At 60.2% G+C, this 26,823-nt stretch carries 25 protein-coding genes; 6 read left to right on the forward strand and 19 right to left on the reverse strand.

All coding sequences use genetic code 11. The annotated features are described in order from the left end of the window. Window positions 1-264: 264 nt before the first annotated feature. The 6 genes from ytvI to C6Y32_RS10115 form a co-directional block, all read right to left on the reverse strand. Complete coding sequence (ytvI, locus tag C6Y32_RS10090; RefSeq protein ID WP_105205129.1) at window positions 265-1,380, reverse strand: sporulation integral membrane protein YtvI; 1,116 nt, start codon at window positions 1,378-1,380, stop codon at window positions 265-267. A 240-nt stretch (window positions 1,381-1,620) separates the two neighbouring features. Beyond that, entirely contained in the window at window positions 1,621-2,790 is a 1,170-nt protein-coding gene (locus C6Y32_RS10095) for a M20 metallopeptidase family protein (RefSeq protein WP_105205130.1), read from the reverse strand. Between the two features lie 131 nt (window positions 2,791-2,921). Further along, on the reverse strand, window positions 2,922-4,085 hold the full coding sequence (locus tag C6Y32_RS10100) for a M20 metallopeptidase family protein (protein ID WP_105205131.1): 1,164 nt from the start codon (window positions 4,083-4,085) through the stop codon (window positions 2,922-2,924). A gap of 270 nt (window positions 4,086-4,355) precedes the next feature. Continuing rightward, window positions 4,356-5,081, reverse strand: coding sequence for a 16S rRNA (uracil(1498)-N(3))-methyltransferase (locus tag C6Y32_RS10105; protein ID WP_105205132.1), 726 nt, complete (start codon window positions 5,079-5,081; stop codon window positions 4,356-4,358). 23 nt (window positions 5,082-5,104) lie between these two features. Next, window positions 5,105-6,025, reverse strand: a complete 921-nt coding sequence (prmA, locus tag C6Y32_RS10110; protein ID WP_105205133.1) for a 50S ribosomal protein L11 methyltransferase — start codon at window positions 6,023-6,025, stop codon at window positions 5,105-5,107. 14 nt (window positions 6,026-6,039) lie between these two features. Next, window positions 6,040-6,693: an HAD family hydrolase gene (locus C6Y32_RS10115; protein WP_105205134.1), complete on the reverse strand. Its 654-nt coding sequence runs from the start codon at window positions 6,691-6,693 to the stop codon at window positions 6,040-6,042. Between the two features lie 330 nt (window positions 6,694-7,023). On the opposite strand from C6Y32_RS10115, the gene C6Y32_RS10120 reads away from it, so the two are divergent. The 5 genes from C6Y32_RS10120 (at window position 7,024) to C6Y32_RS10140 (ending at window position 12,765) form a co-directional block, all read left to right on the forward strand. Next, the gene (locus C6Y32_RS10120; RefSeq protein WP_105205135.1) at window positions 7,024-8,448 is read left to right on the forward strand and encodes an amidohydrolase; all 1,425 of its coding nucleotides are present in this window, start codon (window positions 7,024-7,026) and stop codon (window positions 8,446-8,448) included. A 52-nt stretch (window positions 8,449-8,500) separates the two neighbouring features. After that, window positions 8,501-9,268: a DUF5058 family protein gene (locus C6Y32_RS10125; protein ID WP_105205136.1), complete on the forward strand. Its 768-nt coding sequence runs from the start codon at window positions 8,501-8,503 to the stop codon at window positions 9,266-9,268. A 16-nt stretch (window positions 9,269-9,284) separates the two neighbouring features. Continuing rightward, window positions 9,285-9,998, forward strand: a complete 714-nt coding sequence (locus C6Y32_RS10130) for a hypothetical protein (RefSeq protein WP_105205137.1) — start codon at window positions 9,285-9,287, stop codon at window positions 9,996-9,998. A 160-nt stretch (window positions 9,999-10,158) separates the two neighbouring features. Then, the gene (locus C6Y32_RS10135; RefSeq protein WP_105205138.1) at window positions 10,159-11,115 is read left to right on the forward strand and encodes an ROK family protein; all 957 of its coding nucleotides are present in this window, start codon (window positions 10,159-10,161) and stop codon (window positions 11,113-11,115) included. A gap of 147 nt (window positions 11,116-11,262) precedes the next feature. Then, on the forward strand, window positions 11,263-12,765 hold the full coding sequence (locus tag C6Y32_RS10140) for a DUF1846 domain-containing protein (RefSeq protein ID WP_105205139.1): 1,503 nt from the start codon (window positions 11,263-11,265) through the stop codon (window positions 12,763-12,765). 94 nt (window positions 12,766-12,859) lie between these two features. Here C6Y32_RS10140 and C6Y32_RS10145 read toward each other — a convergent pair whose 3' ends face one another. The 12 genes from C6Y32_RS10145 to C6Y32_RS10200 all read right to left on the reverse strand — a co-directional run bounded on the left by C6Y32_RS10145 (window position 12,860) and on the right by C6Y32_RS10200 (window position 24,770). After that, a complete protein-coding gene (locus tag C6Y32_RS10145; protein WP_105205140.1) occupies window positions 12,860-13,597 on the reverse strand; it encodes a YdcF family protein in 738 nt (245 codons plus the stop codon). A 100-nt stretch (window positions 13,598-13,697) separates the two neighbouring features. Beyond that, on the reverse strand, window positions 13,698-14,495 hold the full coding sequence (locus tag C6Y32_RS10150; protein WP_164998215.1) for a sugar transferase: 798 nt from the start codon (window positions 14,493-14,495) through the stop codon (window positions 13,698-13,700). Between the two features lie 50 nt (window positions 14,496-14,545). Further along, window positions 14,546-15,559, reverse strand: a complete 1,014-nt coding sequence (gene galE / locus C6Y32_RS10155) for a UDP-glucose 4-epimerase GalE (RefSeq protein ID WP_105205142.1) — start codon at window positions 15,557-15,559, stop codon at window positions 14,546-14,548. A gap of 490 nt (window positions 15,560-16,049) precedes the next feature. Further along, window positions 16,050-16,712 (reverse strand): V-type ATP synthase subunit D, encoded by a 663-nt coding sequence (locus C6Y32_RS10160; protein WP_105205143.1) that lies wholly within the window; start codon window positions 16,710-16,712, stop codon window positions 16,050-16,052. Window positions 16,713-16,757: 45 nt separating this feature from the next. Beyond that, window positions 16,758-18,131, reverse strand: coding sequence for a V-type ATP synthase subunit B (locus C6Y32_RS10165; RefSeq protein ID WP_105205144.1), 1,374 nt, complete (start codon window positions 18,129-18,131; stop codon window positions 16,758-16,760). After that, a complete protein-coding gene (locus tag C6Y32_RS10170; protein ID WP_105205145.1) occupies window positions 18,131-19,903 on the reverse strand; it encodes a V-type ATP synthase subunit A in 1,773 nt (590 codons plus the stop codon). The genes C6Y32_RS10165 and C6Y32_RS10170 overlap by 1 nt, the downstream gene beginning before the upstream one ends. A gap of 45 nt (window positions 19,904-19,948) precedes the next feature. After that, complete coding sequence (locus C6Y32_RS10175; protein WP_105205146.1) at window positions 19,949-20,272, reverse strand: V-type ATP synthase subunit F; 324 nt, start codon at window positions 20,270-20,272, stop codon at window positions 19,949-19,951. Then, complete coding sequence (locus C6Y32_RS10180) at window positions 20,265-21,230, reverse strand: V-type ATPase subunit (RefSeq protein ID WP_105205147.1); 966 nt, start codon at window positions 21,228-21,230, stop codon at window positions 20,265-20,267. The genes C6Y32_RS10175 and C6Y32_RS10180 overlap by 8 nt, the downstream gene beginning before the upstream one ends. Before the next feature lie 52 nt (window positions 21,231-21,282). Further along, a complete protein-coding gene (locus C6Y32_RS10185; protein WP_105205148.1) occupies window positions 21,283-21,873 on the reverse strand; it encodes a V-type ATP synthase subunit E in 591 nt (196 codons plus the stop codon). A gap of 19 nt (window positions 21,874-21,892) precedes the next feature. Then, window positions 21,893-22,375, reverse strand: a complete 483-nt coding sequence (locus C6Y32_RS10190; RefSeq protein WP_105205149.1) for a V-type ATP synthase subunit K — start codon at window positions 22,373-22,375, stop codon at window positions 21,893-21,895. Next, the gene (locus C6Y32_RS10195) at window positions 22,368-24,392 is read right to left on the reverse strand and encodes a V-type ATP synthase subunit I (RefSeq protein WP_105205150.1); all 2,025 of its coding nucleotides are present in this window, start codon (window positions 24,390-24,392) and stop codon (window positions 22,368-22,370) included. Before C6Y32_RS10195 ends, C6Y32_RS10190 begins: the two co-directional genes overlap by 8 nt. Window positions 24,393-24,455: 63 nt before the next feature. Beyond that, window positions 24,456-24,770 carry a hypothetical protein gene (locus C6Y32_RS10200; RefSeq protein WP_105205151.1) on the reverse strand — a complete coding sequence of 105 codons (315 nt, stop codon included), beginning with the start codon at window positions 24,768-24,770 and terminating at the stop codon, window positions 24,456-24,458. On the opposite strand from C6Y32_RS10200, the gene C6Y32_RS15125 reads away from it, so the two are divergent. After that, entirely contained in the window at window positions 24,764-25,225 is a 462-nt protein-coding gene (locus C6Y32_RS15125; RefSeq protein ID WP_129589428.1) for a hypothetical protein, read from the forward strand. The genes C6Y32_RS10200 and C6Y32_RS15125 overlap by 7 nt on opposite strands. Window positions 25,226-25,319: 94 nt before the next feature. Here the strand turns inward: C6Y32_RS15125 and C6Y32_RS10205 are convergent, their stop codons facing one another. Beyond that, complete coding sequence (locus C6Y32_RS10205; RefSeq protein WP_164998216.1) at window positions 25,320-26,597, reverse strand: MFS transporter; 1,278 nt, start codon at window positions 26,595-26,597, stop codon at window positions 25,320-25,322. Between the last annotated feature and the right edge of the window lie 226 nt (window positions 26,598-26,823).

Below are 26,823 nucleotides of genomic sequence, written 5' to 3' on the forward strand. Positions count from 1 at the left end.
CCCGGTCACCCGGGTGGTCGGCTCGTAAAAAGCTGCCTGTTGGGCCTATTGGCCCCTATCTCCCGAAAGACCGCAACACAAACGACCCGCGCTATAAAAATAGCCCAGGTAAGCGTAGCCGTAATAGCTGTTATATGCAGTCTTGGAAAGCAGCGTGTGCATAATGCTTTTCTCCTTTAAAGGGATAGCTATACTATACCCGCCTGTGCGGCAGCTGTCAAGAAGTTTTTATGCGCCCCAGAGAAGCAGTTTTTGTCACCGGCATCACAGCGGCCCTTTGGGGGCTGCACAGCTGCTTTTTTGGCCTCCAGGTCCCTTTAAAATGCCACAGCGGTACAGCTCGTACACCACCGTCAGCAAAAGTGGTACCAGCAAGATCCCGGCGAACCCCAACATTTTTCCCCCCACATAAATGCCCATCAGGGTAACGATGGGGTGCAGACCAGTCTGCCCACCCAGTATGCGCGGCTCCAGGATGCTCCGTAGCACAGATATCACAACGTATAATAGTAAAATAGATATACCTAATGTATAATTTTTGCTGAGCAATAGAAACGCCCCCCAGGGGATCATCACTGCCCCGGTACCCAAAACCGGCAGCAGGTCTACCAGCGCAATGAGCAGCGCCAGCGAAAAGGGGTGTGGTATCCGCAGCAGCCACAGCCCCACCAGCAGCTCGCCAAAGGTAATGGCCATCAAGATGAGATAAGACTTGCAGATACACCACACCGAGCGCTGCAGGCAGTCTTTTACCTGGTAGGCGGTCTGTCGCAGCGAGCGGGGCGTACAGCGGGCGATGACACCGGTCACCAGCGGGTAGTCCCAGGCAAAAAACAGCGATGACAGCACCGCGGTGGCGCACCAGACAAAGGCGCCGGGCAGGCTGGCGGCCAAGCTGCCCACACACCCCAGCGCCCACCGGGAAGCCGCGCTCAGCCAGCCTGAGATACAGTCACCCACCGACTGCAGCAGTGCCCCGATCTCGGCAGCCGCCTGCCCGTGAAAGGCGCCGCTCATACTGGCCACCCCCGCCTGTATCTGGTCTAGCACCGGGCGCACCAACCGGTCATACAGATCTGGCAGGTGCGAAAAAAAGTCGCCTGCCCACACCACCAGCCAGGCACCGCCAAAATAGACGGCTGCCCCCAGTGCCAGATACACCCCCGCCACTACACTAATCTGCAGTGCATTTTGTCGCAGGCGGGTGTGTGCGGCTAGCCAGCGGGCGGGCCGCGCCGCCAAAAAGGCCAGCAAAAAGCCAAACAAAAAGGGAGAAAACAGTGGTAGAGCAAATTTAATGAACAAAAACAGCAGAGTCAGCCCGGCCAACCACAAAATGCAGTCACCCACGAACCTGGCCCGCCGGCGCAGCCAATCCATACGTCTCCCCCCTTCTATATGTGGTAGCACTGCTGTCGGCAGCGCCCGCACCGGTATGCCGCCGATGACCGGACAGTGCGGCCCTGTTTTTTTGTAGGTGCTGCCACCTGTGCGATGTACTCTAGGTAGTGTATGCTGTTTTTCCGGCTGGTAGTCAGCGGTGGGCCGGCTATAGTGCTTGGCGCACAAAAAAAGAGCACTGCCTGGGCAGTGCTCTTTTTTTGCGTATTGAGAAAGATCTTACTGCAGGAAACGGTAAGCGTAGGTGCCCATAAATTCGGCTGCCTGTGCCAGCGCTTTCTCGTCGATGGCAAAGTTGGGGTTGTGGTGATTGCCCGAGGTGCCGGGGATCTCGGTGTTGTGGGCGCCGCAGATGCAGTAGAAGCCCTTAAAATCCACCAGGAAATTGGCATAATCGTCAGAACCGGTAGCCGGCTTAGAGGGCGGTGCCACGGTAAAGCCCAGCTCGGCGGCCAGCTCTCTGCCGCGGGTGGCGGCCTCGCTATCGTTGATGACCGGGTTGGGGGCCATCAAAATGCCTTCCACCTCGGCGGTAGCGCCGTAGGCGGCCGCGGTGTTCTGGGCGATCTGGCGCATCACTTCCAAAACAGCCTGGTCGTCGCCCACCTTGAAAAAGCGCAGGTTGCCCTCGATCTCGCAGGTCTCGGGGATGATGTTGTTTTTGGTGCCGCCGTGGATCATGCAGGGGCTCACCACTACCGTCTCAAACGGGTCGTGGCGGTTGACCGGGATAGCCTGTACTTTCAGCAGGATATCGCAGGCCGGGCGCAGCGGGTCAACAGCCAGGTCGGGCCGCGAACCGTGGCCGCCCACACCTTTTACGGTGATCTTAAAGCCGGTGTTTCCGGCCATCATGGGGCCGTCGGGGATGGCGATGATGCCGGCCGGCAGCTGGCCCATCAAATGGGTGCCGATGACCTGGTCTACGCCGCCCTGCTCTTTTAAGTAGTCGACGATCTCGTCGGCACCGCCGCCGCCGACCTCCTCGGCAACCTGGAAGCACAGGAACACCTGGCCGTTGAGCTCGTCTTTCAGCTCCTGCAGGCTCTTGGCGATGCCCAACAAGATCGCCGCGTGGCCGTCATGGCCACAGGCGTGCATCACACCTTCGTTTTTCGACTTGAAGGGCACGTCTACTTCCTCACACACAGGCAGCGCGTCGATGTCGGCGCGGATAGCGATCTTTTTGCCGGCTTTGCCCTTGTTGATGATACCTACCACGTTGCGGCGCCCCACCACTTCAAAGGGGATGCCCATCTTGGTGAGCTCCTCGCCGATACGGCGCGAGGTGCGCTCCTCCTGATACGAGAGCTCGGGGTACATGTGGAACTCCCGGCGCATCTCGATGATATACGACTCGTTTTGCAAGACCAGTTCTTTTACAGTCATCTGTGTTCCTCCTCATGATCAGATACCCCCATTATACCGTCTGGCGGGTGCATAGGTCAAAGCCTGCTTCCGCCAAAGATAGCGGGGCGATTTCGTGTAATGTGTACGGCGCCCGGACGGCCCCGTTTTGGCTACTGCAAAAAGCGGTAGGCGTACTCGGACAAAAACTCGCCCCAGAGCGGCATGGCCGCCTCGTCCATATCAAAGGTGGGGTTGTGGTGGTTGCCCGAGGTGCCGGGCCGGTGGGAGTGGGCGCCAAAAGAGGCGTAAAACCCGCCAAAGGCCTGCAGGAAATCGGCAAAGTTGTCCGACGCCAGATTGGGGTTTGGGGGTGCCAGCACCGTGAGACCCAGCTCTTTGGCCAGTGCCCGGCCGCGCTGGGCGCTCTCGGCGGTGTTCACCACCGGGTACAGGGCCATACTGCTGTGGCTCACCTCTACCGTGGCGCCATAGGCGGCGGCGATCTGCTCGGCCATACGGGCGATCTCGCCCACCAGCTCCTCGCCTTCACCTACACGGAAAAAGCGGATATTGCCCTCGATCTCGCAGGCCTCGGGGATGATATTGTTTTTGGTGCCGCCATTTATCATGCAGGGGCTGATGACGACCGTCTCAAACGGGTCGTGGCGGTTGACCGGAATAGCCTGGATCTTTAACAGGATGTCGCAGGCCGGGCGCAGCGGATCGACGGCCAAGTCGGGCCGCGAGCCGTGGCCGCCCACCCCTTTAACAGTCACCTTAAAGCCCATATTGCCCGCATACATGGCTCCGTCGGGCAGTACCATAGTGCCCACTTCCTCGGCGCCCAGCACATGGACGGCAATAGCCTCGTCTACACCGCCCTGCTCTTTTAGGTAAGCGACGATCTCGTCGGCGCCGGCCCCCACCTCTTCGGCGATCTGAAAGCACAGATACACCTTGCCGTTAAAACTGTCTTTCAGATCGTTTAGCACCTTGCCGCAGCCCAGTAGAGTTGCCGTGTGGGCGTCGTGCCCGCAGGAGTGCATGGCCCCTTTTATTTTCGACTTGTATGGCAGGTCTACCAGCTCATCCATGGGCAGAGCGTCAAAGTCGGCGCGGATGGCGATGGACCTGCCCGGCTTGCCGCTGTCGACCACACCCACTACGTTGCGGTGCCCCACCACCTGATAGGAAATGCCGGCGCTCTCCAGCTCCTGGCAGATACGGGCGGAGGTCCACTCCTCCTGCAGCGAGATCTCGGGGTGCTGGTGCAGCTCCCGGCGCATCTCGACCATGTACGGCTCATATTTGGTGATCAGCTCTTTTACAGTCACGATAACGACCTTCTTTCTGCTGTTTTTTGTGCGCGCTGGTCTAGTCGCTCAGTAAGTATATTCTAACGCTTTTCGCCGCCAGAATCAATGTCGGCGGCCACGCGGCAAAACGCCACATAAAAGCTTTGGTTTAAAACGCAAAAAAGCCGCGGCACTGCCGCGGCCAATAAAGCTTTGCTCTGGTCTGGTGGCCCACTGGAAACTGGCCAACGGCGGGTACACCTCGCCCCCTGCAGGCCGCCGGCGGAAAGATCGCCGCCGCTTTCTCCCCTACAGGTTGCCGGTCAGGTGCATAAGTACGGCGCAGGCGGCGATAGGGGCCGTCTCGCAGCGCAGAATGCGGCTGCCCAATGTGGCGATCTGTACCCCGGCGGCAGTAGCGGCCGCCACCTCTGCCTCCTCAAAGCCCCCCTCGCAGCCCACCAGTATCGAGATGCGCCGGGGGCTCTTGCTGCCCACCAGTTGGGTCAGGGGCTGCCCGCCCTTCTCGTAAAAGAGCACCGCCAGGTCATCTTCGGCCATCTGCTGCAGCGCCGCTGTCAGCGATAGGCAATCCCCCACCCGGGGCAAAACGCCGCGCCCGCACTGTTTGGCCGCCTCGTCGGCGGTCTTCTGCCACTTTTCCACCTTGCCGCGCATGCCTTTGGCGTCGGGGCGCGACACACAGCGGTGGGTGGTCACCGGCACCACTGCCGCGGCACCCAGTTCCACGCATTTCTGTACGATCAGGCTCATTTTGTCGGCTTTGGGCAGGGCCTGGTATACCGTCAGCTCCACGCTGGGCTCGGCAGGGCAGGGGGCGCTCGCCAGCACCGCCAGCAGTACCCGGTCTTCCTCGATGGCGGCGATGCGGCAGCGGTAATCGCGCCCCTGGCCGTCGCATACCAGCAGTTCGTCGCCCGGCTGGTGGCGCAGTACCCGGGCTATGTGGCGCACGTCCGGCCCAGTGATAACGCCGGCGCCCGCATCTATCTGAGAAGTAAAAAATTTGGGCATATCCTACCTCTCCCCGTCCGGTGCTATCGGGCCCGGCACAGCAGCGCCACCCAGCCGCCGTCCTCGGCCATCTGTTCCACTTCCAGCCCGTTTTGAGCCACTGACGCCAGCACCTCGTCGCGGCGCACATCTACGATGCCCGAGGCGATAAAGCGCCCGCCCGGCTTTAAGTGACCACGCACGTCCGGCAGCAGGCGGATGATGATATCGGCCACGATGTTGGCGAAAAACAGGTCGTACTGCTGGTCTACTGCCGCCGCCAAGTCGCCCTGAATGAATTGGCAGCGGTCCTCCACCCCGTTGAGTGCGGCGTTTTCCCGCGCCACCTTTACGGCGGTGGCGTCGATATCGCACAGCAGAGCGCTGTCAGCGCCGCACAGCAGGGCCGAGACCGCCAGAATACCGCTGCCGCAACCGATGTCCAGCACCGTGCTGCCGGGCTTTACCACCGGCTGCATCAGCTCCAAGCACAGCTTGGTGGTGCTGTGGGTGCCGGTGCCAAAAGCCATGCCCGGGTCCAGCGTCACCACCACTTCGCCGGGCTTTTTGTCATAGTTCTCCCAGCTGGGACACACCACCAGGTGGTCGCCGATCGGCAGCGGATGATAGTATTTTTTCCAGCCAAACGCCCAGTCCTCCTCGGCGATGCTCGAGCAGCCCACTGCAAACTCGATACCGGCCGCCTGCAGCCGGTCAGTGAGAAATACCACCGCCTCGTGGGGGTGCTGGTCCTCGGGGATATACAGGTGGATAACTGCTTTAGTGCGGTCTTTTTTCAGCAGTTCCTCGTCGATGAGATCGATATGGGCGATCTGTGGGGCCAGCTCTTCTAAGTCCGAGTAATCCTCGATATAAATGCCATAGGGGACCACCATGTGGGCGATGGAAGAGCCCAGTTCGATGTCGGCACAGTTTATCTCGATGTCGATCTGTGTCCAGTCCATTTTCTCTCCTCCCCTCAGCAGCCCAAAAAGCGGGCCAGGTCGGTCACATCTTCGGCCAGGCACACCGCATGCCCGGTATCCGGCTGCTCGCGGCGGTAGCCATAGCCGTACAGAGCGGCGGCAAAATCGGTGCCCACCAGCTTGGCCCCCTCCTGGTCGTAGGGGCTGTCGCCCACCATCAGCACCTGGGTGGGGTCGGTAATGCCCATCTGCTGCATACAGTCGCGCATCACAGCCTCTTTGTCGGCCTTGATGCCGTCGGCCGAGCCACACACCGCGTCAAAATACGGGGTCAGGCCAAAATGGTCGGTGGTCTGCTGTGCGTATTTGGTCAACTTTAGGGTGGCTACCCCCAGCTTTACCCCTTGGTCGTGCAGCGCCACTATCAGCTCCCGCATGCCGTCGTACACCAGCCCCAAGGCGATGAGCTCGGGGGTAAAGTTGGCCACATACCCGTCGGCTAAGCGGTCCAGCAGCGCCTCGTCGGTGATGCCGGTGACGATCTGGAAACACTGGCGCAGCGGCGGGCCGATAAAGCGGTCGAATTCGCTCTCGGGCGGGATGGGCACCCCGTTGAGGCGCATCGAGGTCTTGGCGCAACTGATGATGCTGGGGGAGGTGTCGATGAGCGTGCCGTCCATATCGAAGATCACAGCCTGGTAGCGCATAGGTACATCCTTTCTATAAAGCGGCCCCGTCGGGGCGGATACAAAATTGACCGTCGTACTTTGTTGAAATTACCTATATTATACTACCATAAAACAGCATAAAGTAAAATGTGAAATTTTTTGTCTGTCGACTGCCCAAATTTTGCAACCGCAGTTTGTCGAGTATTCATAAACCGTTCATTATTTGTTGCACAAATGCTCATAAAATGGTAGAATGAACCGAAATGACATGTGGCGGGCCCAGTGCCAAACGGCACTTTTTGCAGCAATGATCGGCAAAAGTTGCATGACCGTGGTCCCCATATTTTTAAAAGAAGAGGAGGTCATACCATGTCTGTGAAAGAGAGCATATCGGCACTTGTCGATGCCAAAGCAGACCTTTTTACCGGTGTGAGCGACGAGATCTGGAAAAACCCGGAGCTGGGTTTTAAGGAATTCAAGTCGGCCAAGGTGCTCATCGACGCGCTGAAAGCAGAGGGTTTTGCCGTCGAGGAGGGGTTGGCAGGCATCCCCACCGCTTTTAGCGGCACTTTTGGCAGCGGCAAACCGGTCATCGGCTTTTTGGGCGAGTTCGACGCGCTGCCGTCCCTGAGCCAGGAGGCGTCCTGTGCCACCCACAAAGAGGTGGTCAAAGACGCGCCGGGCCACGGCTGTGGCCACAATGCGCTGGGCGCCGGTTCGCTGGCGGCAGCGGTGGCGCTCAAAGACTACATGCAGCAAAATAATATCGCCGGCACCGTCATCTACTACGGCTGCCCCGGCGAGGAGTTTGGCTGCGGCAAGGCGTTCATGGCCCGCGAGGGCTGCTTTGATAAACTCGACTGCGCCTTTAGCTGGCACCCGGGCGACACCACCGCTGTCATGGCGGTGAGCAGTCTGGCCAACATCAGCGTGTTCTTTAAATTCCACGGCCGCACGGCTCACGCGGCCGCTGCCCCCCACATGGGCCGCAGCGCGCTCGATGCGGCGGAGCTGATGAATATCGGTGTCAACTTCCTGCGCGAGCACGTCATCGACGCCGCCAGGATTCACTACGCTTTCCACGATGTGGGCGGCCAGGCCCCCAACGTGGTGCAGGACCGCGCCAAGCTGCACTACTACATTCGCGCCCCCAAGATCGAGCAGGCCAAAGAGATCTTTGCCCGCATCGAGAAGATCGCCAAAGGTGCGGCCATGATGACCGAGACCGAGTGTGAGATCCAGATCAAAGACGGCCTGAGCGACTACGTGCCCAACGCCGTGCTCTCCCAGCTGCTGGGTGAGAGCATGCAGGAATTGGGTCCGGTACCGTTTGACGAGAACGACCACCAGGTCGCCCAGTCTTTCCGCGACTCGCTGACCGAGGCCGAGAAAAAAGGCGTGGTGGCCCAGCTGACCATGATGGGTCTCCCCAATGCGGCCGAGTACGCCGACAAAGACCTGTTCGACGGCGTGGTGGGCTATGCCCCCTCCAGCCTGTGCATGCCCGGCTCCACCGATGTGGGCGACGTCAGCTACGTCACCCCCACCGCTCAGATGACGGCCGCCACCGGCTGTATCGGCACCCCGGGCCACACCTGGCAGCAGACGGCACAGGCGGGCTCCAGCATCGCCCATAAAGGCCTGCTGTACGCCGGTAAGGCGATGGCTCTGGCAGCGGCCAAGGTGTTGGCCGACCCGTCCATCTTAAAACCGGCCCACGACGAGTACATGGCGGCGACCGGCGGCAAGTACAACTGCCCCTTCCCCGACGACGTGAAGCCCTATCTGGACTAATTTGTAGGTTAGGGGAAAAGATCCCCTGCGATAAAAAGAGGAGTGAACGACTATGACACCAATGGCTATGACTTTTTGGGACGTAGCAGACAGCAGTCTTCTGTACATACTGGTCATCATCGGCCTGCTGTATGTTGCTTTCCTGGCTGGTGTGTTCCTGCGCAAAGCATGGGGCCACTGCCTGGAGCTCGGCATCCCCAACACCACCGTTAAAAAGGTAATCGCATCTTCCTGTACGTTCTCGATCGTACCCTCGCTGTCGATCGTGATCGGCCTGTTCTCGCTGGCCGCTGTTATCGGCACCCCCTGGGCATGGTTCAGACTCTCGGTCGTCGGCGCCGTATCGTACGAGCTGATGGCCGCCGATATGGTCGGTCAGGCTATGGGCTACAGCGCACTGACCCAGCTGCGCGGCGAGCCCGCCCAGGTGATGGGCGCCGTAATGATCGTCATGAGTATCGGCATCATCGGCGGCATCGTCACCAACGCGCTGTTCTGCAAAAAGATCCAGACCTCCATGGCTTCTTTCAACGAGAAACAGGGCGGCTGGGGCGCACTGTTCTCCGGCTGCTTCATGATGGCTATGATGTCGGTCATGATGCCGCTGCAGGTCTATAACCCCACCGCTGATTACGGCAGATACGGCCACTTCAATCTGGTGGGCACGCTCACGCTCATCACCAGTGCGGTCATCTCGCTGCTGGTCACGATGATCGCCAAAAAGACCGGCGCCAAGTGGCTCAACAACTTCGTGTTGGCCATCGCGCTGATCCTGGGCATGGTCGCCGCAGTGATGTGGTCGGCTGTGTTCCCGGCTTAAAGGAGGGCTATACCAGATGAAAAACGAGAAATATATCAATTCCATACATCGCTGGGGCCGTTGGGGCAGCTTTGGCGCCATCGCTTTCATGGTGGGCATCCCCATCGTGGCCTGCCTGATCTTCGACTGTTTCCCCTCCATGAAGCTGGTCCTGCAGAGCGGTTCTGGCCTGCTGGCCATGTTTATCCCCATCGCGATCTCTGAGGTCATCAGCTACGCGCCGGTCCTGGGCTCTTCGGCCTACATCACCTTTATCACCGGCAACGTCATGAACTTAAAACTGCCGGTGGCCATCAACGCCATCGAGCTGGCCGAAGTCGAGCAGTCTACCGACGCCGGCGACGCCATCACCACCGTGGCCATCAGCGCCTCGTCCATCCTGACCATGGCCATCATCGCCTTGGGCGTCATCCTGCTGGTGCCGCTGCAGCCGGTACTCACCCTGCCCGCTGTAAAGACCGCTACCACCTACATGCTGCCCGCTCTGTTCGGCGGCCTCATCCTGGGTATCTTCTCGGGCGCCGCCGGCAAGTATGTCATCAAGGGCAAACTGCTGGCAGTCATCCCCGCAGTGGTCATCGTGGCCATCATGCTGGCACTGGGCGTACCGCTGAGCACCTATCAGGGCTTTGCCATCGTGGGTATGATCCCGGTCACCATTCTGGCTGCCTGGATCATGTACAAAAAAGGCATCATCAAGGTGGAAGAGAGAGCCATCAAGAAGTCCTAAATCTCATAGCCATTTCGCAAAGAGGTCCGGAATACAGTTCCGGACCTCTTTATTGTGTAGAAGTGGCAGTTTGTGGTTGTCTCGCCGCCGGTTTTTTTCTATAATAAAAGAAGCATAGATGGGCGCAGTGAAAGGCGCCCCAGTGGGAGAGGTGTTTTAGATGACATACCGTGTGGGCATAGATTTGGGCGGCACCAATATAGTGGCCGGTGTCGTGGATGAGGAGTACCGCATTTTGTCAAAGGCGGCCGGCAAGACCCGCGCCCCCCGGCCGGTGGCCGAGGTGGTGGCGGATATGGACGGGCTGTACCGCCAATGTGTAGAAAAAGCCGGTCTCACGACCGACGATATCCAGAGTATCGGTGTGGGCTCGCCGGGAGTCATCAACCGCGAGAAAGGCGAGGTAGAGCACGCGGCAAACCTGGCTTTTCTCGATGCGCCGGTAGTACCGCTGCTCCGGCAGCGCAGCGGCAAAACCGTGTATATGGACAACGACGCCAATGTGGCGGCCTACGGCGAGCTGGTGGCCGGCGCCGGCCGCGGCTACCGCGACATGGTGGCTATCACTCTGGGCACCGGGGTGGGTGGCGGTATCATCGTCGGCGGCAAGATCTGGCCCGGTTCCTATTACGGTGGGGCCGAGTTGGGGCACATGGTAGTCGAGAAGGATGGCGTTCCCTGCACCTGCGGACGCAACGGCTGTCTCGAGGCCTATGGTTCGGCCACCGGCCTGATCCGTATGACCCGCGAAAAGATGCGCCAGTGCCCCGATAGCGCGATGTGGGCCCAATGTGGCGGCGATGTCGAGGCGGTCGATGGCCGCACGGCTTTCCGCGCTGCCGACAGCGGCGATGAGGCGGCCAAACAGGTGCTCGAGCGCTACACCGACTATCTGGCCTGCGGGGTGGCCAACATCGTCAACATCCTGCAACCCCAGCTCATCGTCATCGGCGGCGGTATCTCTAAAGAGGGAGAAAAGCTGGTAGCCCCCATTCGCCAAAAGGCGATGGGGGTGGTGATGTCGCGCTACTCCAAGCAAAATACAGCCATCACCACGGCCCAGCTGGGCAACGATGCGGCCATCATCGGCGCCGCTATGCTCGAGAGCGCCCAGTGACTTTTTGTGTGCTGCGCTTTACAAGCATCGCGCATACATGGTAAAATCATCTTTGTGAGTTTTTTGAGGAAGATAGCTGCGGCGGGTCGCTGACGACTGCTGGCCGCGCAAAAATGCGATGTGTGACGGATGGGGGAACGTGTAGGAATGAAACTGGGGTTTGACCACGAAAAATATATCACCGAGCAGTCCAAATACATCTTGGAGCGGGTCAACAGCTGTGAAAAGCTGTACCTTGAATTTGGCGGCAAGCTGATGCAGGACATGCACGCCAAACGCGTGCTGCCCGGCTTCGATCCCAATGCCAAGATCAAGCTGCTGCAGACGCTGAAGGAGCAGGTGGAGATCATCATCTGCGTGTACGCCGGCGATATCGAGCGCAATAAGGTGCGCGATGATTTTGGCATCACCTACGATATGGATGTACTGCGGCTCATCGACGAGCTGCGCAGCTACCAGCTCGATGTCAACAGCGTGGTCATCACCCGCTACGACGGGCAGCCGGCTACCACCGTGTTTATGAACAAGCTGCGTATGCGGGGTATCAAGACCTACGCCCACAAAAAGACCAAAGGTTACCCCACCGATGTAGACCTGATCGTCAGCGATGAGGGCTACGGCGCCAACGAGTATATCGAGACCACCAAGCCCATCGTGGTGGTCACCGCCCCCGGCCCCGGCAGCGGCAAATTGGCCACCTGCCTGAGCCAGCTCTACCATGAGTACCGCCGCGGGCGCTCGGCCAGCTACTCTAAATTCGAGACATTCCCGGTGTGGAACGTGCCGCTCAAACACCCGCTCAATGTAGCCTATGAGGCGGCCACCGTAGACCTCAAAGATGTCAACATCATCGACTCGTTCCACTTCGACGCTTACGGGGTGCCGGCGGTCAACTACAACCGCGATATGGAGATGTTCCCGGTCATCAGCCGCATCATCGAAAAGATCACCGGCAAAGAGTCTATCTACAAGTCCCCCACCGATATGGGGGTCAACCGGGTGGGCTTTGGCATCATCGACGACGAGGTGGTCAAAGAGGCCTCCCGGCAGGAGATCATACGCCGCTATTTCAAGACCAGCTGTGAGTACAAAAAAGGCACCATGGACGAGGAGACCTTCCACCGTATGGATGCCATCATGAAAGATATGAAACTGCGGCCAGAAGACCGCAAAGTGGTGGCCGGCGCCCGCAGTTATGCTGCGGCTAAAGGTCTCGAGACGGGAGAAGAGCTGCTCTCGGCCACCGCCATCGAGCTGGAGGACGGCACCATCGTCACCGGTCGCTCCAGCGAATTGATGAACAGCTCGGCGGCGGCGATCCTCAATGCGGTCAAGCAGCTGGCCGGCATTGCCGACGAGATCCACCTCATCTCGCCGGTCATCCTGCAGCCCATCATCGATCTAAAATCTAAAACGCTGGGCAGCCGTCGCCCCGCGCTGGACTGCGAGGAGATCCTCATGGCCCTGAGCATCTGCGCGGTGACCAACCCCACTGCCCAGGTGGCTATGGAGAAATTGCCTCAGCTCAAAAACTGCCAGGCCCATACCACCACCATCCTCAACCGGGCCGACGAGCAGACTTTCCGCAAACTGGGGGTAGATGTGACCTGTGATCCGGTTTTCCCCTCCGAAAATCTGTATTACGTGTGAGCTGCGTGCCCCCCTATATAAAGTGTAAAAGAGCAGTCCCTGCTGGGGCTGCCCTTTTTTCGTTATAGATCGGTCGAGGGCATGCATATCCGTCTTATCGGCCCAGCAGCGCCTTAAATATTGCCGGTACCTCCCGGGCCCAGTAGCCAAAGATCATGGCGGGGTTGGTGCGGCAGGCGGCCCCACAGGGCAATAGGTCGAACCGACGCGCGTAAATGCAGCCGCGGGCCAGGTGGTAGAAGTCACTTACTACGATCACCCGACGGGGGAGATCCTGTTGCTCGATGATCTGGGCGGCAAACTGCAGATTTTGGCGAGTGGAGCGCGAGCAGTCTTCCCGGTAGATGCGCTCTGCGTCAATACCGCGCTGCGCCAGCCAGGCGGCCATCACTTCGGCCTCGGGCACCTCCTCATCCTCCCCCTGCCCGCCGGTGACGACACAGCAGGCATGGGGGTTCTGCACCAGCAGCTGATGCGCTTTTTGCAGCCGCCGCGCCAGCATTTTTGATGGAATCTGTCCGCGCACCCGGCAACCCAGCACCACGATGCAGCTATCGTTTCCGCCGTGCCGGTAGCGGGGAAAACAGCACAGCAGCAGCGAGCCGGCCAAAAACAGCAGCCCTTCCAGTAATAAAAAGCCAAGCAGCACCCACTGTGCAGCGGCCCACCATCCGCAGGGTTGTAAAAGCGGGGAAACAGCCGCCAAAGAGACCATGCATAGCCCCTGTGCAGCCGGCAGCAAGACACCGATGTGACGGATACGGCTGACAAACGGCGGCAGCGACAGCGCTAGGAGCACCAGTCCAACAGACAGATAGACAGTAAAAAACAAGGGGGCGACCTCCTCGATAGAGATGAGCACTATTGTAACACAGATCGCGGGGGCAGAAAAGAACAAGTAAAAAGAGAAGAGCTTTGCGCTCTCCTCTTGCTCACGATATCTTTTTTAAAACCTGCGTATCGGTTAGCTTAGATTTTGTTTTGGCTGACTCCTGCTCGTTTACTGATTTTTGCTGCAACATGATCTCATAGACCTCGTTGCCCTCGGCATAATCCTTTTTACAAAATACGACCGCCACCGTTTTAAAGAGGATGGTTATATCTTCCCACAGCGATAACTGCTTTAAGTAGAGCAGGTCCATGCGCACCTTTTGCTCGGTGGTCACCAGGTCGCGCCCATTCACCTGGGCCAGCCCGGTAATGCCGGGGCGCAGATAGTGTACCCCACACCGATCTCGCAGCGGATGGATAGTCCCTTCAGATGGGACCAGCGGCCGATAGCCGATCAAACTCATGTCTCCCTTGAGCACATTAAAGAGCTGCGGCAGCTCGTCTAAACTGGTCTTGCGCAGAAAATGCCCTACCTTGGTGATGTATTCATGGGCGTTAGACAGGTCGGCAGTGGCCACATATTTGGGAGCCGAGACACGCATAGAGCGAAACTTGTAGATGTAAAACTCGCGGCCATCTCTGCCCACCCGGCGCTGGCGAAAAATGATCGGTCCACGAGACTCCAGCGCGATCGCGATCGCACAGAGGAGCATGATGGGAGAGAGGAGCAGCACTGCTAGGAGCGCCAGTACAAAGCCGAATGCGCGCTTAAAAACAGCATTATACAGGCGCTGCGCTCTAGTTGGGACATAGACCGTACACAGGTCGCTGTCGGCGCCTGAGGTGGAAGAAGCCCGTGACGTACCATATTCGGTGCCGGTATGTTCGCGGATATCCATAATCGTCATCCTCACCTTATCGTCAAAAAATGTGGGCGGCCAGGTCTGCGCTATGCGAGCCCTTGAGGGTTTTTCTTTTGCCAGTTCCAGCTGTCGCGGCACATCTCAAACAGGTCGTGCTGGGCCTGCCAGCCCAACTCCCGCTGCGCCTTTGAGCAGTCGGCGTAGATCTGGGCGATATCGCCTTTGCGGCGGGGCGCATACTGGTAGGGGATCTCGATGTCGTTTGCCTGCTGGAAGGCATCCACCAGCTGCTGGACGCTGTAACCCTTGCCGGTACCCAGGTTGTAGATAAACACCCCGCTGTTCTCCATAGCTTTGGCGATCGACTTTACATGGCCCTGAGCCAGATCCACTACGTGGATAAAATCGCGCACACAGGTGCCGTCGGGGGTATCGTAATCGGTGCCGAATACCGAGAGCTTTTCCAACTTGCCGGCCGCCACCTGGGTGACAAAAGGCATTAAGTTGTTGGGTATGCCCGCCGGATCTTCGCCGATGAGGCCGCTGGCGTGGGCGCCGATGGGGTTAAAGTACCGCAGCAGGATGACCGACCAATCCGGATCGGACTTGGCGATATCCTGTAGCATGTACTCGATGAACAGCTTGGTCTTGCCGTAGGGGGTAGTGTCGGCCGAGACCGGGGTCTCCTCGGTGACCGGGACCTGTTCGGGGGCGCCGTACACCGTGGCCGAAGAGCTGAAGATGATCTTTTTGCAGCCGTGATCCCGCATCACGTCACACAAAACCAGGGTGGAGACCAGGTTGTTGTCGTAGTACAGGATGGGTTTTTGCACCGACTCGCCCACCGCTTTGCTGCCGGCCAGGTGGATGACACAGTCGATGGTGTTCTCTGTAAAGATCTTCTCCACCGCGGCACGGTCCCGCAGGTCTTCGTGGTAGACGGGATACTTCTTGCCGGTGATCTGCTGCACGCGGCGCACCGCCTCTGGTTTAGAGTTGGAAAAGTTGTCGATGACCACCACATCCATCCCCGCTTGCAGCAGTTCGATACAGATGTGAGAACCGATGTAGCCGGCACCGCCGGTAAGCAATACAGCCATAGGATACTCCCTAATATGAATAAAAAGTAAAAAATCGTTAAACGTTCTGTGTTTTTTCGACACAATCAGTATATCGTATTTGGTCACAGCAGTCAATAAACAGCATGCATAGTGGGGGGAAATGTGGCGGCGGCGAGATAGGGTGGGGTCGGAGGTGCACATCACTTTCGGCGATGCCGGCGGCCATCAAGAAATGGCTTGACTGCGCGAAAAACTAGACATTATCGTTCTGATATCGTATAGTGGTAATATGTTAATAAACTGTGAAAACAGCAAGTTTTTGCCGCTTTTTATACCGGTATTTTACTGTGTATATCCCCGCGTTATGCGGAACGACAAACTCTACCTTTTTCGGCCTGATTTTACAAAAAATGTGCAAAACATAGAACTTATAACACAAAAAAGAGCGCCGTCGGACTGCCGTCGGCGCTCTTTTTTTATGTCGTGTTAAAAGATCTTGTGCAGTGGCTCTTGGTGTTGGCACGGGCGCTTAGTGTTCGTGCTCGCTGTAGTGGTGTGCCGCCTCCAGCATCATATCCTTTACCTTCATCAGGCGGATTTGGGTGCTGCGCTCGTTTTCGTCCAGTTTCATGGTGATGTAGCGGATGCTCTCCTGGGTCTGCGGGATCATCACGTGCTCCAGCGCGTTGACCCGGCGGCGGGTCTTCTCGATCTCGGCGGCCATCAGCTGGCAGGACTTCTCGGTCTCGGCCAGCTTGAGCATATCGGGCAACACATCTTCCAGCGACTTGACGGCGTCGTCGAGATCGCTGGAGGTAAAGGCGTAGCCGTAGGGGTAGATATCCCCCTTATCGGCGGTGCGGGTCTTGTAGGAGAACACCGGTATATCCACGCTCATGATGTTTTTCGACGAGGTCTCGAGCGTGACTTCCTGTTTGGGGCACATCAGCGCCACCTGCATGGCCTCCTGCGAGATACCGGCGCGGGCCAACACGAAATTGGCGTTGGCGCGGGCCAGCCCCTTTTCAACCTTTTCGCGCAGCGCCTTGTTCTGGCGCACCAGGTCTAAAAACTGGCGCATCAACTCGTCGCGCTTATCTTTGAGCAGCTTGTGCCCGCGCATGGCGGTGACCAGCTTCTTTTTCAGCCGGGTCAGCTCCATACGGGTCGGGTTTATCTGGGTCGTTGCCACTTTGGTCTCCCCCCTCTCATCGCATCAGGTATTTGGCATATGGACCTATTTTTCCTCGTAGTACTGGTCCAAAAATTCGTCCTTGATGCGCTTGAGCTCGCTGCGGGGCAGGATGCGCAGCAGCTTCCAGCCGATCTCCAGCGTCTCCTCGATGCTGCGGTCGGTGTGGTAGCCCTGCGACACGTAAGTTTTTTCAAATTCGTCGGCGAACTGGGCGTACAGCTTGTCGATATCGGTGAGGGCCGCCTCGCCCAGAATGACCATCAGCTCTTTGGCGTCTTTGCCGCGGGCATAGGCGGCGAACAGCTGGTTCATGGTGTTGGCGTGGTCGGCTCTGGTCTTTCCCTCGCCGATGCCTTTATCTTTCAGTCGCGAGAGCGACGGCAGCACATCTACCGGCGGGGTGATGTTCTTGCGGTACAGCTCGCGGCTGAGGATGATCTGCCCCTCGGTGATGTAGCCGGTGAGGTCGGGAATGGGGTGGGTCTTGTCGTCCTCGGGCATGGTGAGGATGGGGATCATGGTGATGCTGCCCGACTTGCCTTTTTGGCGCCCGGCCCGCTCGTAGAGCGAGGCCAGATCGGTGTACATGTAGCCGGGGTAGCCGCGGCGGCCGGGAACCTCTTTGCGGGCGGCCGACACCTCGCGCAGCGCGTCGGCGTAGTTGGTGATATCGGTCATGATGACCAGCACGTGCATGTTCTTTTCGAAGGCCAGGTACTCCGCCGCCGTCAGCGCCATGCGCGGGGTGGCGATGCGCTCGACGGCCGGGTCGTTGGCCAGGTTGACAAACAGCACTGTGCGGTCGATGGCGCCGGTCTCTTTAAAGCTCTCGATGAAGAAGTTTGCCTCCTCAAAGGTGATGCCCATGGCGGCAAACACCACCGCAAACGGCTCGCTGGTGCCGCGCACCTTGGCCTGGCGGGCGATCTGCGCCGCCAGCTCGGCGTGGGGCAGACCGCTGGCCGAGAAGATGGGCAGTTTCTGCCCGCGCACCAGCGTGTTGAGGCCGTCGATGGCCGATACGCCGGTCTGGATGAACTCCTGCGGGTAGTTGCGGGCGGCGGGGTTCATGGGCAGGCCGTTGATATCCAGCCGCTGCTCGGGCAGTATTTCCGGCCCGCCGTCGATGGGGCGGCCCAGGCCGTCAAACACCCGGCTGAGCATGTCCTCCGACACCCCCAGCTCCATACTGCGGCCCAAAAAGCGCACCTTGCTGCTGCTGAGGTTGATGCCGGTGGAGTTTTCAAACAGCTGCACCAATGCATTGCCGCCGTCTATCTCCAGCACCTTGCAGCGGCGCTTTTCGCCGCTGTTCAGCTCGATCTCGCCCAGCTCGTTATAGCTGACGTTCTCGACCCCCTTGACCAGCATCAGAGGGCCGGCGATCTCCTGGATCGTCCTGTATTCTTTAGGCATTACAGCTCCTCCTCCTCACTGATCAGCGCGTCGATCTCCTGGTCGAGCGCGCGGGCGATCGATGCGTACTCCTCGCCGATCTTGTCGTCGGACACGTACTTAAAGCGACCGATGGACTCGCGCACCGGCAGCTTGACCAACCCCTCGACCGAGGCGCCTTTTTTGAGCGCCTCGGTGGCGGCGTCGTAGTAGCGCAGCACCAGTTCCATCATGGTGTGCTGTTTTTGCAGAGAGGTGTAGGTATCCACCTCATGGAAGGCGTCCTGGTGCAAAAAGTCCTCGCGGATGGAGCGGGAGGCCTCCAGTTTGATGCGGTCGGGCGCCGACAGCGCGTCCATGCCCACCAGCTTGACGATCTCCTCCAGCTCGGCCTCCTCCTGGAGCAGCAGCATCAGCCGCGCCCGCAGGTCGGTCCAGTCCTCGGCCACCTGGTCGTTGAACCAGCCGGCCATGTTGTTCACGTACAGCGAGTAGCTGGTCAGCCAGTTGATGGCCGGGAAGTGGCGCTTATAGGCCAGGGCGGAGTCGAGGCTCCAGAACACCTTGACGATGCGCAGCGTGGCCTGTGCCACCGGCTCGGAGATATCGCCGCCCGGAGGGGACACGGCGCCGATGACCGACAGCGCGCCCTCACGGCCCTCTTGGCCCTGGGCGATGACCCGGCCGGCCCGCTCGTAGAACTGGGCCAGACGGCTGCCCAGGTAGGCGGGGTAGCCCTCCTCGCCGGGCATCTCTTCCAGGCGGCCGGACATCTCGCGCAGGGCCTCGGCCCAGCGGGAGGTGGAGTCGGCCATCAGCGCCACCGAGTAGCCCATATCTCTAAAGTACTCGGCGATGGTGATACCGGTGTAGATGGACGCCTCGCGGGCGGCCACCGGCATGTCGGAGGTGTTGGCGATGAGCACGGTGCGCTCCATCAGCGAGTGGCCGGTCTTGGGGTCGCGCAGCTCGGGGAACTCGTTTAACACGTCGGTCATCTCGTTGCCGCGCTCGCCGCAGCCGATGTAGACCACGATATCCGCCTCGGCCCACTTGGCCAGCTGGTGCTGCACCACCGTTTTGCCGCTGCCAAAGGGCCCCGGCACCGCCGCCACGCCGCCTTTGGCGATGGGGAACAGCGTATCGATGACCCGCTGGCCGGTGACCAGCGGCATGTCCGGAGACAATTTTTCTTTATAGGGGCGGCCCACCCGCACCGGCCACTTCTGCATGAGGGTCAGCTGGCGGGTGCCGCCATTTTTCAGCGCCACCGTGGCCACCGGCTCGTCGATGGTGTAGCTGCCGCCGGTGATGGCGGTGATCTCGCCCTCCACCCCGTTGGGGACCATGATCTTGTGGCAGACGATCTCGGTCTCCTGTACGGTGCCGATGATGTCGCCGCCCACCACGGTGTCGCCCACCTGGGCGGTGGGGACGAACTCCCACTTGTTGTCGCGGCTCAGCGACGGCACTTCCACGCCGCGCTTCAGGTTGTTGCCGCTGCGGGCCATGATCTCGACCAGCGGGCGCTGGATGCCGTCGAAGATGCTGCTAATGAGGCCGGGCCCCAGCTCGACGCTCAGGGGGGCGCCGGTGGACTCTACCGGCGCGCCGGGGCCCAGACCGGAGGTCTCCTCGTATACCTGGACCGAGGCCAGATCGCCGTGGATCTCGATGATCTCGCCGATCAGGCGCTGGTCGCTGACCCGCACCACGTCAAACATGTTGGCGTCGCGCATGCCCTGGGCGATGACCAGCGGCCCAGCTACTTTTTTAATGGTACCTGTGCTCATATATCAAACCTCGCCTTTCTGGCTTTTCGTTTCGTCGCCGGCGGCTTAAGCGTCGCCGCCAAAAATGATGTCGCTGCCCACCGCCTGCTCTACCGAGCGGCGCACCTGGGTGATGCCGATACCGGTGTTGCCCGAGGCGCCGGGGATGGGCAGGATAGCCGGCAGCGGCTGCTGGCGGTAGCGCTCGATCTCGTGATCCAGCCCGGCCCACAGCGACTCGGTGACATAGATCACCGCGTAGTCGCCGCCGGCCAGTTCCCGCAGCTTTTTGGCGGCGTATTCCGGCTCGCTGGCAAAAAAAGCGTCCAGCCCCACGGCGGCGAAGCCGTACACGCTGTCTCTGTCTCCCAGCACTGCGATCTTATACATACATATCACGAACCCTTTCCGCCACCGCGCTCTCGTCCAGGTGGTTTTTCTTGCCCGAGAGGATGATGCGCACCGTCTTTTCCTCGTTCTCGCGGGCCAGAATATAGGCGGCCAGCGGGCCGATGGTAAAGGCGTTGTGCAGCTGCGGGCGGATGCGCTGCATCATCAAGTCGTCGCACCAGCGCTCGAAGGCGGCGGACGACTGGCGCAGCGCCTCGACGCCGGGGGCGTAGGCGGTGCGCTCGAGATAGCTGTAGATGGCCTCTTCGCTGTCGGCCGCGGCAGCGGCCAGCTGGGCTGCATCCAGACTGTCGCAGGGCACCAGCGCCCGCTTTAAAAAGTCGAGCTCTTTGCCGGTGCGCTGGCAGCGGACCGCCGTCTTGATGTCGGCGGCGGCCACCGTCAGCTCGGCGTAGGCCAAAATGAGCGCGTCGCCGCTGTCGCGGCCGGCCTGTAGGATGGCTGCCAGACAGGCGCTGTCGATGATGACGTCGCACAGCTGGCCGTCGCCGGTGCGCAGCAGGGCGGTAAAGGCCTCCTGCGCGGCTTTTTGCATGCGCGGGGGCAGAGCGCCAAAGTCCCGCTGGGACACCGCCTGCTCGATCTGCTGTGGCTCGACGGTGCCGTCGGGGATGTAGATATCCTGAAAGTGCTCCTGGGTACAGACCTGCTTGATGGCGGCCTTTAAGTTGTGAAAGTCGTTTTGGTAGAGGAACACGTCAAACACCGAGATGTCCTCCACCAGCTCCTCCATCAGCGCCCAGGTATTCTGGCGCTGGATGGCGAGGATGGTGTCCGCGTCGCCGCTGGATACATCCCAGCCCCGGTCGGACAAAACGCGCAGGCAGCTGTCGTAGCTGTCGCTGGCCAGCAGCTGCTGGATGTTCTGCCCGGTGAGCAGCTCCATCTCTTTGGAGCGGATGCGGGCCACCTGGTAGATGTACTGTTTATCGGCCATGGCTTCCTCCTTCTTCTGGAAATGTTGCAGTCCCGGTCATCGCAGCGGGCGCTCAGCCGAACAGGCTGTGCTGCACCAGGTCCTGCAGCTTTTCCAGGTCGGCGTCAAACAGCGCCTGGAAGGAACAGTTCTCCTCGATACCGCCGTACACCAGCACGAACCCGCCGTCGATGTCGCGGCTCTCGCCGCTTATCCGCAGCGCGGCGCCGGCGGGCAGGGCGGCCTGCAATTTTTGGGCAAAGTCTGCCGGCAGGCGCTCTAGGTCGCCTGCGCGCAGGCAGATCTCGCCGGGCTCGGGATGGGCAAAGGCGGCGGCCATCTTGATGAGCAGCGCCGCGTACGCCGCGTCGTCCAGCTCGGCCAGCGACCGGCGCGCAGAGTCGATGCACTGGGCGATGAGCTGCTGCTTGGCAGCCAGCACCGCCCCGCGCTTTTTGAGGTCGGCGGCCGACTGGGCCCTGCGGGCGATATCCTCGGCCTGGGCGGCGGCCTCCTGCCGGATCTTCTGCACCTGGGCCTCGGCCTGGGCGCGGGCAGCCTGGGCGATCTGGTCGGCCTCCTGCCGGGCCACGGCCAGGATGTCGTCGGCGGCCATCTGGCCCTCGCGCCGGATCTCGCCGATGATCTTTTCTAATCCTGTCATGTAACCAAATCTCCTAACTTTAGATGTTGAGACCCCCGATACCGGTGACCGCCAGCAGCGAGACCAGCAGAGCCAGGATGGCGTAGGTCTCGACCATGGCGGCAAAGATCATGCCTTTGCCCATCTGGTCGGGCTTTTTAGAGACCATGTGGATGCCGGCTACCGACACGCGGGCCTGGCGGATGGCCGACCAGTAGCCGACGATGGCCATGGGCAGGCAGGCGGCGAAGTACATGAGGCCTTTGGCCAAGCTCATCTCGGCCGAGCCGCCCAGAACGCCGATCTGCGACAGCGTCATAAAGGCGATGAGCAGGCCGTAGATGCCCTGTGTACCGGGCAGCAGCTGCAGCAGCAGTACCTTGCCGAATTTAGAGGGGTCCTCGGTGACGACGCCGGCGGCGGCCTCACCGGTCATGCCCACGCCGACAGCCGAACCGGCGCCGGCCAACAGGGCGGCCAGCGCCGCACCCAAGATCGCGAATACAATGCCCATGTTACTCATTTTCGTTATCCTCCCTGAATTTGTAGTATTTGGTGTGGACTGCAAAGGGGTCGAACTTGCGGCCGCCCCCTTCATAAAACTTGCCAAAGAACTCGACGAACTGCAGGCGGTTGGTGTGCACATAGGCGCCCAGCAGCTCGATGCCGAAGTTGAGGGTGTGGCCGACGATGAACACCAGGATAAAGACGACAGCGCCCACGGCGCCGCCGCCGACCATGCTGCCCATCTGATTGATGACCGAGCCGATGACGCCGGTGGCCAGGCCCAGCGCCAGCAGGCGGGAGTACGACAGGATATCGCTGAGGTACCCGGTGACGCCGTACAGGCCATAAAGGCCCTTGAGCAGCCGCTTGACGGGGTTTTTAGACTCCCGCCCGGAGGTGAGGATGATCCCCACCGCGCCGACGCCGGCCACGATACAGGAGACGGTGCCCACCGCGGACGGCAGCACAAAGCTGAGCTGCACGATATCAGCGAATTTTTGCATGGAGAGCATCCACAGGATGAGCCCCCCCAGCAGCATGTACCAGAAGATGACGTCGTACAGCGCGTCTTTATACTGGCCGGCCTTTACCTGCTGGTACAGCTTCATGGCCAGGCCGGCGAACAGGTGCACGATGCCGATGGCCAGGCAGAATAGGAGCATCTGCATCGGCTTTTCCAGCGGGGTGAACCACAGCGGCGGGATGCCGACCTCGTGCCCGAAAAAGGTGCGCGAGACCACGTTGACCACGTCGCCGAAGTAGCTGCTGAAGACGATGCCCCAAAAGGTGGTGGAGATGCCGCAGAAGAAGAACATCCGCAGCATCTTCTGCAGCCCCTGCTCGATGTTTTTAAACTTGAGCAGTATCAGGCCGCAGCCGATGACCAGCATCAGGCCGTAGGCGGCGTCGGACAGCATGAGCCCGAACAGCACGTAGTAGAAGATGGCCGTGACCGAGGTGGGATCCATCTCGCCTTTGCCGGGCAGGCTGAACGATTCTAAGACCCCCTCCACCGGCTCGGCGAATTTGTTATTTTGCAGCAGCACCGGCACGTCGTCTTCCGGCAGCGGATCTTCTAGGTAGACGGCCGCATCGTACTGGTCCTCCAGTTCGCGGCACAGCCGCTGAGTATCGCGCTGGGGCACGTAGCCGGTGACGAAAAAGGTGCGCTTAGATTGGGCCAGCCGCCCGATGACGCCGTATTTTTCGGCCCGCATCTGGTAGTAGTCCACCGCAAAGCGGATGTCCTCCCGGTGCGCGGCCAGCTGGCGGATCTCCTCCTCGGCGTCCTGCAGCTGCTGGCGCACAGATTGTATCTCGTCCTCCAGCTGACGGATGCGCTCGGCCGGGACCAAGTCGGCGTCGGCCGGGGGGCGGGCGAAGTTGAGCTGGCGCAGCGCGTCCTCCAGCAGATGGGCGTGCTTTTGCGGGCACAAAAGGAATATGCGGGTCTGCTCCTTGTCGGCGGTGACGATGTCGGCGTGTACCCGGCTGGCGTCGGGCGCCAATTCGCCCAGCCGCTCTAACAGTGCCTGCAGCGACCACTCGCCGGGCAGGGTGCCGATAAAGCAGCTGGTGGTCTTGGTGCCCTTAAAATGCAGGGGCACATCCAGCCCACTCCAGGGGAGCAGGCCGTCGATCTGGGTCTGCAGCTTGGGTATCTCGGCCCGACCCTCCTCCAGCTGCCGGTCCAGGGCACACAGCCGGTAGGCGTGTTTCATCGTCTCTTCCCGCACGTCGGCAAAGCTGTCGTACCGGTCTACCGAGATGGCCTGCCGGCCCTGTAGTGCGGCCAGCATGGGCTTTTTCTCGGTGGCATAGCGATCGAGCACCGACAGGGCCGCGGTGGCGGTGGCGATGTTCTTTTCAAAAGTGGCCTGGGCGCTGGACATATCTGCCCGCGAGAAGACGCTGTCCTGCTCGATCTGGTCGCTGATCTCTACCACGCCCCGGCGCTGCAGCATCTCCAGGATCTTTTTGCGGTCTTTTTGCAGGCCGCAGATGCTCGCTTTTTTCATGGGCAATACTGCCATGGAGTCGATCTCCTCCTCTCTTTATGGTGGTGTGCCGCCGCTTGGGCAGCAGCGCAGAAAAAGTTACTGGGGCAGCACCTCTTTCAGGATGATCGACTGGGCTTCTTTTTGGCGGCCGGCCGCCTGCTGGCGCAGCGCCTGTATCTGCTGCTGCACCTCTTGCCCGGCGGCGTCCTCGGCTGCTGCGGCCTGCTCTCTGGCCTGCTGCAGCTGCACACGGGCCTGCTCTTTGGCCTGCTGTACCGCCTCGGCCAGCGCCTTTTTGGCCGCCAGGTGGGCCTGGGCGATCAGGTCCTCGCCCTGCAGGTGGGCCTGCTTCTCGGCGCTGTCGGCGTCAAGCTCGGCTTGGCGCACCTGGTCGACGATCTCTTTTGCCATCTGTTATCACCACCCTTTTTTGGCTGCTGTTTATGCACTGGAAATACGCTGTAGGGAATATGCTCAGCATTCTGTTTCATTATACTGCTTTGCCGTTCGTCACACAATTAGCCGGGCCGGTTTTCGGCGTAATTTACGGGTTTTTTTCGTGTGTTTTGTATGATACGCGCGCGGACATAATCGGTATTTTTGTACTGATAGCCCAATCGGGAAAATCTGACCGCAGGGTCGCGGCGTTTCGACAGCAGCTGTTCCCCGGCGCGGGTCTAGCAGAGGCGGCTCCGGCCGCCGCAGTGGGCCCGCAAAAAGGGAAAAGACACCCTGAGAAGGACGTCCCGGCGGGGTATATGGGGTGCTGTAGTGCTGTAATGCTATGTTGGCAGTATAAAAATGCTGTATTCTCAGGATACACGCTGGACAGAAAAGATTGTGAAAAAAGTGACGATAAATTGTGAATAAAATGTCAATAATCTCCGGCCCGATAACGGTGGGTAAAAGAAAAACGCCGCCGCTTTTATGGTGCGGCGGCGCTTTAGAGGGCATAGGGCGCTATTGGGGCTGGCCGGTTCTTTGACGTGCAGTGTAGGCCCGGCGCTCTTTTTTGCTCATGTCGATGGCGGCGCTGCCCAGTATCAGCGCCAGCACGAACATGGCGATACCCAGGATAAAGGCGCCTTTGTAGGTGCCGGTCTTGTCGTAGAACAGGCCGATGGGCGCGTAGGAGAAGGCGCCGATCATGCTGTTGCCGATCATCATGATAGCCCAGATGTCGGAGTAGTGCTTGCCGCCCACGGCGTGGCGGGCCACCAGCGGCGCCTGCACCGTGTACATGCTGCCGCCCAGGCCCATCAGCAGGCAGGCCGGCAGCAGAAAGGCGGAGTTGGAGATGGCCAGGATCATGCCGCCCAGGCCGGAGCCCATGAACACCACGCCCCAGAGCATGCCGGCCTTGACGCCGAAGCGGTCGTTGACCGAGCCCAGCAAAAAGCCACACAGCACCGTGCCCACGCTGACGCAGGTGGCGGCGATAGAGCCGAACTGCAGCGATTTGCCCAGCTCCATGGTGGTGAAGGTGGCCACATAGCCGGGCACACCGGTGCCGATGCTGTAGCACAGGCAGGTGAGCCAGGCCAGGTAGAACAGCGGCTTTTTAAAGGCCTGCTTGCGGGTGAGGCCCCACTCGCTCTCAGTATGGGCCGAGGTGTCGTCTGCTGTGTCGGGCTCGTCGGCGCCGTAGGGGGCGCAGCCCACCTCCTGCGGGGATTTCATGAATTTGCAGACAAACGGCACCGAGATGACAGCCCCGCCCACAGCGAGGATAAAGTAGGCGTTGCGCCAGCCAAAAGCGGCGATGAGCTGGGCCGAGAGCAGGTTGCAGATGATGGCGCCGGCGCTGCCAAAAGAGGTGGCGATGCCCAGGGCCATGCCGGTCTTTTTCTTAAACCACATGTTGATGATGATGGGCAGCGCCACCAGCACCGAAAAGGCAGAGCCCACCCCGATCATCACTCCGGAGAGATAGAAGCCGTAGATGGAGCGGTAGGTGCCCATGAGGAACATGCCCAGGTACTGCAGCAGCAGCGCCAGCGTGATGACCAGCCCGATCTTGCCGGTGGTGAGCACCTTGCCGGCGATGGGGTAGAGCAGGGCCATAGTAAAGGCCTCGATCGAGACGATCATGGTGAAGGCACTCACCTTGCAGCCCAGATCCTGCACGATGGGGGTGACGAAGTTGCCCGCCGCGCAGGTGATGATGCTGTGCGAGACCGAGATCAGGATACAGCAGGCCAGTACCATCCACGCGTAATGCCGTTTTTTCGCTTTCAAATAACCATCCTCTCTCATAAAAGAGCGCCGCGCCGAACCTGTAAGGCCCGCCCAAAATAAAAGCCGCGGCAGCGGCGGGCGGGGAGGGATCGGGGCGATGCGCACGGCGGCTGCCCGGCCTGCACGGCAGGGCCGGCAGTTGCCGCTCTTTTCTTTATATAAATGGTACTGCGCGGGCCCAGTTCTGTCAACACCGGCGCGGGTGCCCACCGCTATGTATATGGCC

This window comes from Neobittarella massiliensis (ex Bilen et al. 2018), assembly GCF_900289145.1.
In the GTDB taxonomy this organism is placed as follows: domain Bacteria; phylum Bacillota; class Clostridia; order Oscillospirales; family Ruminococcaceae; genus Neobittarella; species Neobittarella massiliensis.

Excerpts from the sequence above, each read along its gene's own strand:
- ytvI (WP_105205129.1), bottom strand. The coding sequence starts at position 1,380 with ATGGATTGGCTGCGCCGGCGGGCCAGGTTCGTGGGTGACTGCATTTTG.
- C6Y32_RS10130 (WP_105205137.1), top strand. The coding sequence starts at position 9,285 with ATGAAAAACGAGAAATATATCAATTCCATACATCGCTGGGGCCGTTGG.
- C6Y32_RS10200 (WP_105205151.1), bottom strand. The coding sequence starts at position 24,770 with ATGGCAAAAGAGATCGTCGACCAGGTGCGCCAAGCCGAGCTTGACGCC.
- C6Y32_RS10150 (WP_164998215.1), bottom strand. The coding sequence starts at position 14,495 with ATGGATATCCGCGAACATACCGGCACCGAATATGGTACGTCACGGGCT.
- C6Y32_RS10195 (WP_105205150.1), bottom strand. The coding sequence starts at position 24,392 with ATGGCAGTATTGCCCATGAAAAAAGCGAGCATCTGCGGCCTGCAAAAA.
- C6Y32_RS10140 (WP_105205139.1), top strand. The coding sequence starts at position 11,263 with ATGAAACTGGGGTTTGACCACGAAAAATATATCACCGAGCAGTCCAAA.
- C6Y32_RS10190 (WP_105205149.1), bottom strand. The coding sequence starts at position 22,375 with ATGAGTAACATGGGCATTGTATTCGCGATCTTGGGTGCGGCGCTGGCC.
- C6Y32_RS10135 (WP_105205138.1), top strand. The coding sequence starts at position 10,159 with ATGACATACCGTGTGGGCATAGATTTGGGCGGCACCAATATAGTGGCC.
- C6Y32_RS10175 (WP_105205146.1), bottom strand. The coding sequence starts at position 20,272 with ATGTATAAGATCGCAGTGCTGGGAGACAGAGACAGCGTGTACGGCTTC.
- C6Y32_RS10125 (WP_105205136.1), top strand. The coding sequence starts at position 8,501 with ATGACACCAATGGCTATGACTTTTTGGGACGTAGCAGACAGCAGTCTT.
- C6Y32_RS10165 (WP_105205144.1), bottom strand. The coding sequence starts at position 18,131 with ATGCCTAAAGAATACAGGACGATCCAGGAGATCGCCGGCCCTCTGATG.
- C6Y32_RS10095 (WP_105205130.1), bottom strand. The coding sequence starts at position 2,790 with ATGACTGTAAAAGAACTGGTCTTGCAAAACGAGTCGTATATCATCGAG.
- C6Y32_RS10170 (WP_105205145.1), bottom strand. The coding sequence starts at position 19,903 with ATGAGCACAGGTACCATTAAAAAAGTAGCTGGGCCGCTGGTCATCGCC.
- C6Y32_RS10120 (WP_105205135.1), top strand. The coding sequence starts at position 7,024 with ATGTCTGTGAAAGAGAGCATATCGGCACTTGTCGATGCCAAAGCAGAC.
- C6Y32_RS10185 (WP_105205148.1), bottom strand. The coding sequence starts at position 21,873 with ATGACAGGATTAGAAAAGATCATCGGCGAGATCCGGCGCGAGGGCCAG.
- prmA (WP_105205133.1), bottom strand. The coding sequence starts at position 6,025 with ATGGACTGGACACAGATCGACATCGAGATAAACTGTGCCGACATCGAA.
- C6Y32_RS10115 (WP_105205134.1), bottom strand. The coding sequence starts at position 6,693 with ATGCGCTACCAGGCTGTGATCTTCGATATGGACGGCACGCTCATCGAC.
- C6Y32_RS10180 (WP_105205147.1), bottom strand. The coding sequence starts at position 21,230 with ATGGCCGATAAACAGTACATCTACCAGGTGGCCCGCATCCGCTCCAAA.
- C6Y32_RS10105 (WP_105205132.1), bottom strand. The coding sequence starts at position 5,081 with ATGCCCAAATTTTTTACTTCTCAGATAGATGCGGGCGCCGGCGTTATC.
- galE (WP_105205142.1), bottom strand. The coding sequence starts at position 15,559 with ATGGCTGTATTGCTTACCGGCGGTGCCGGCTACATCGGTTCTCACATC.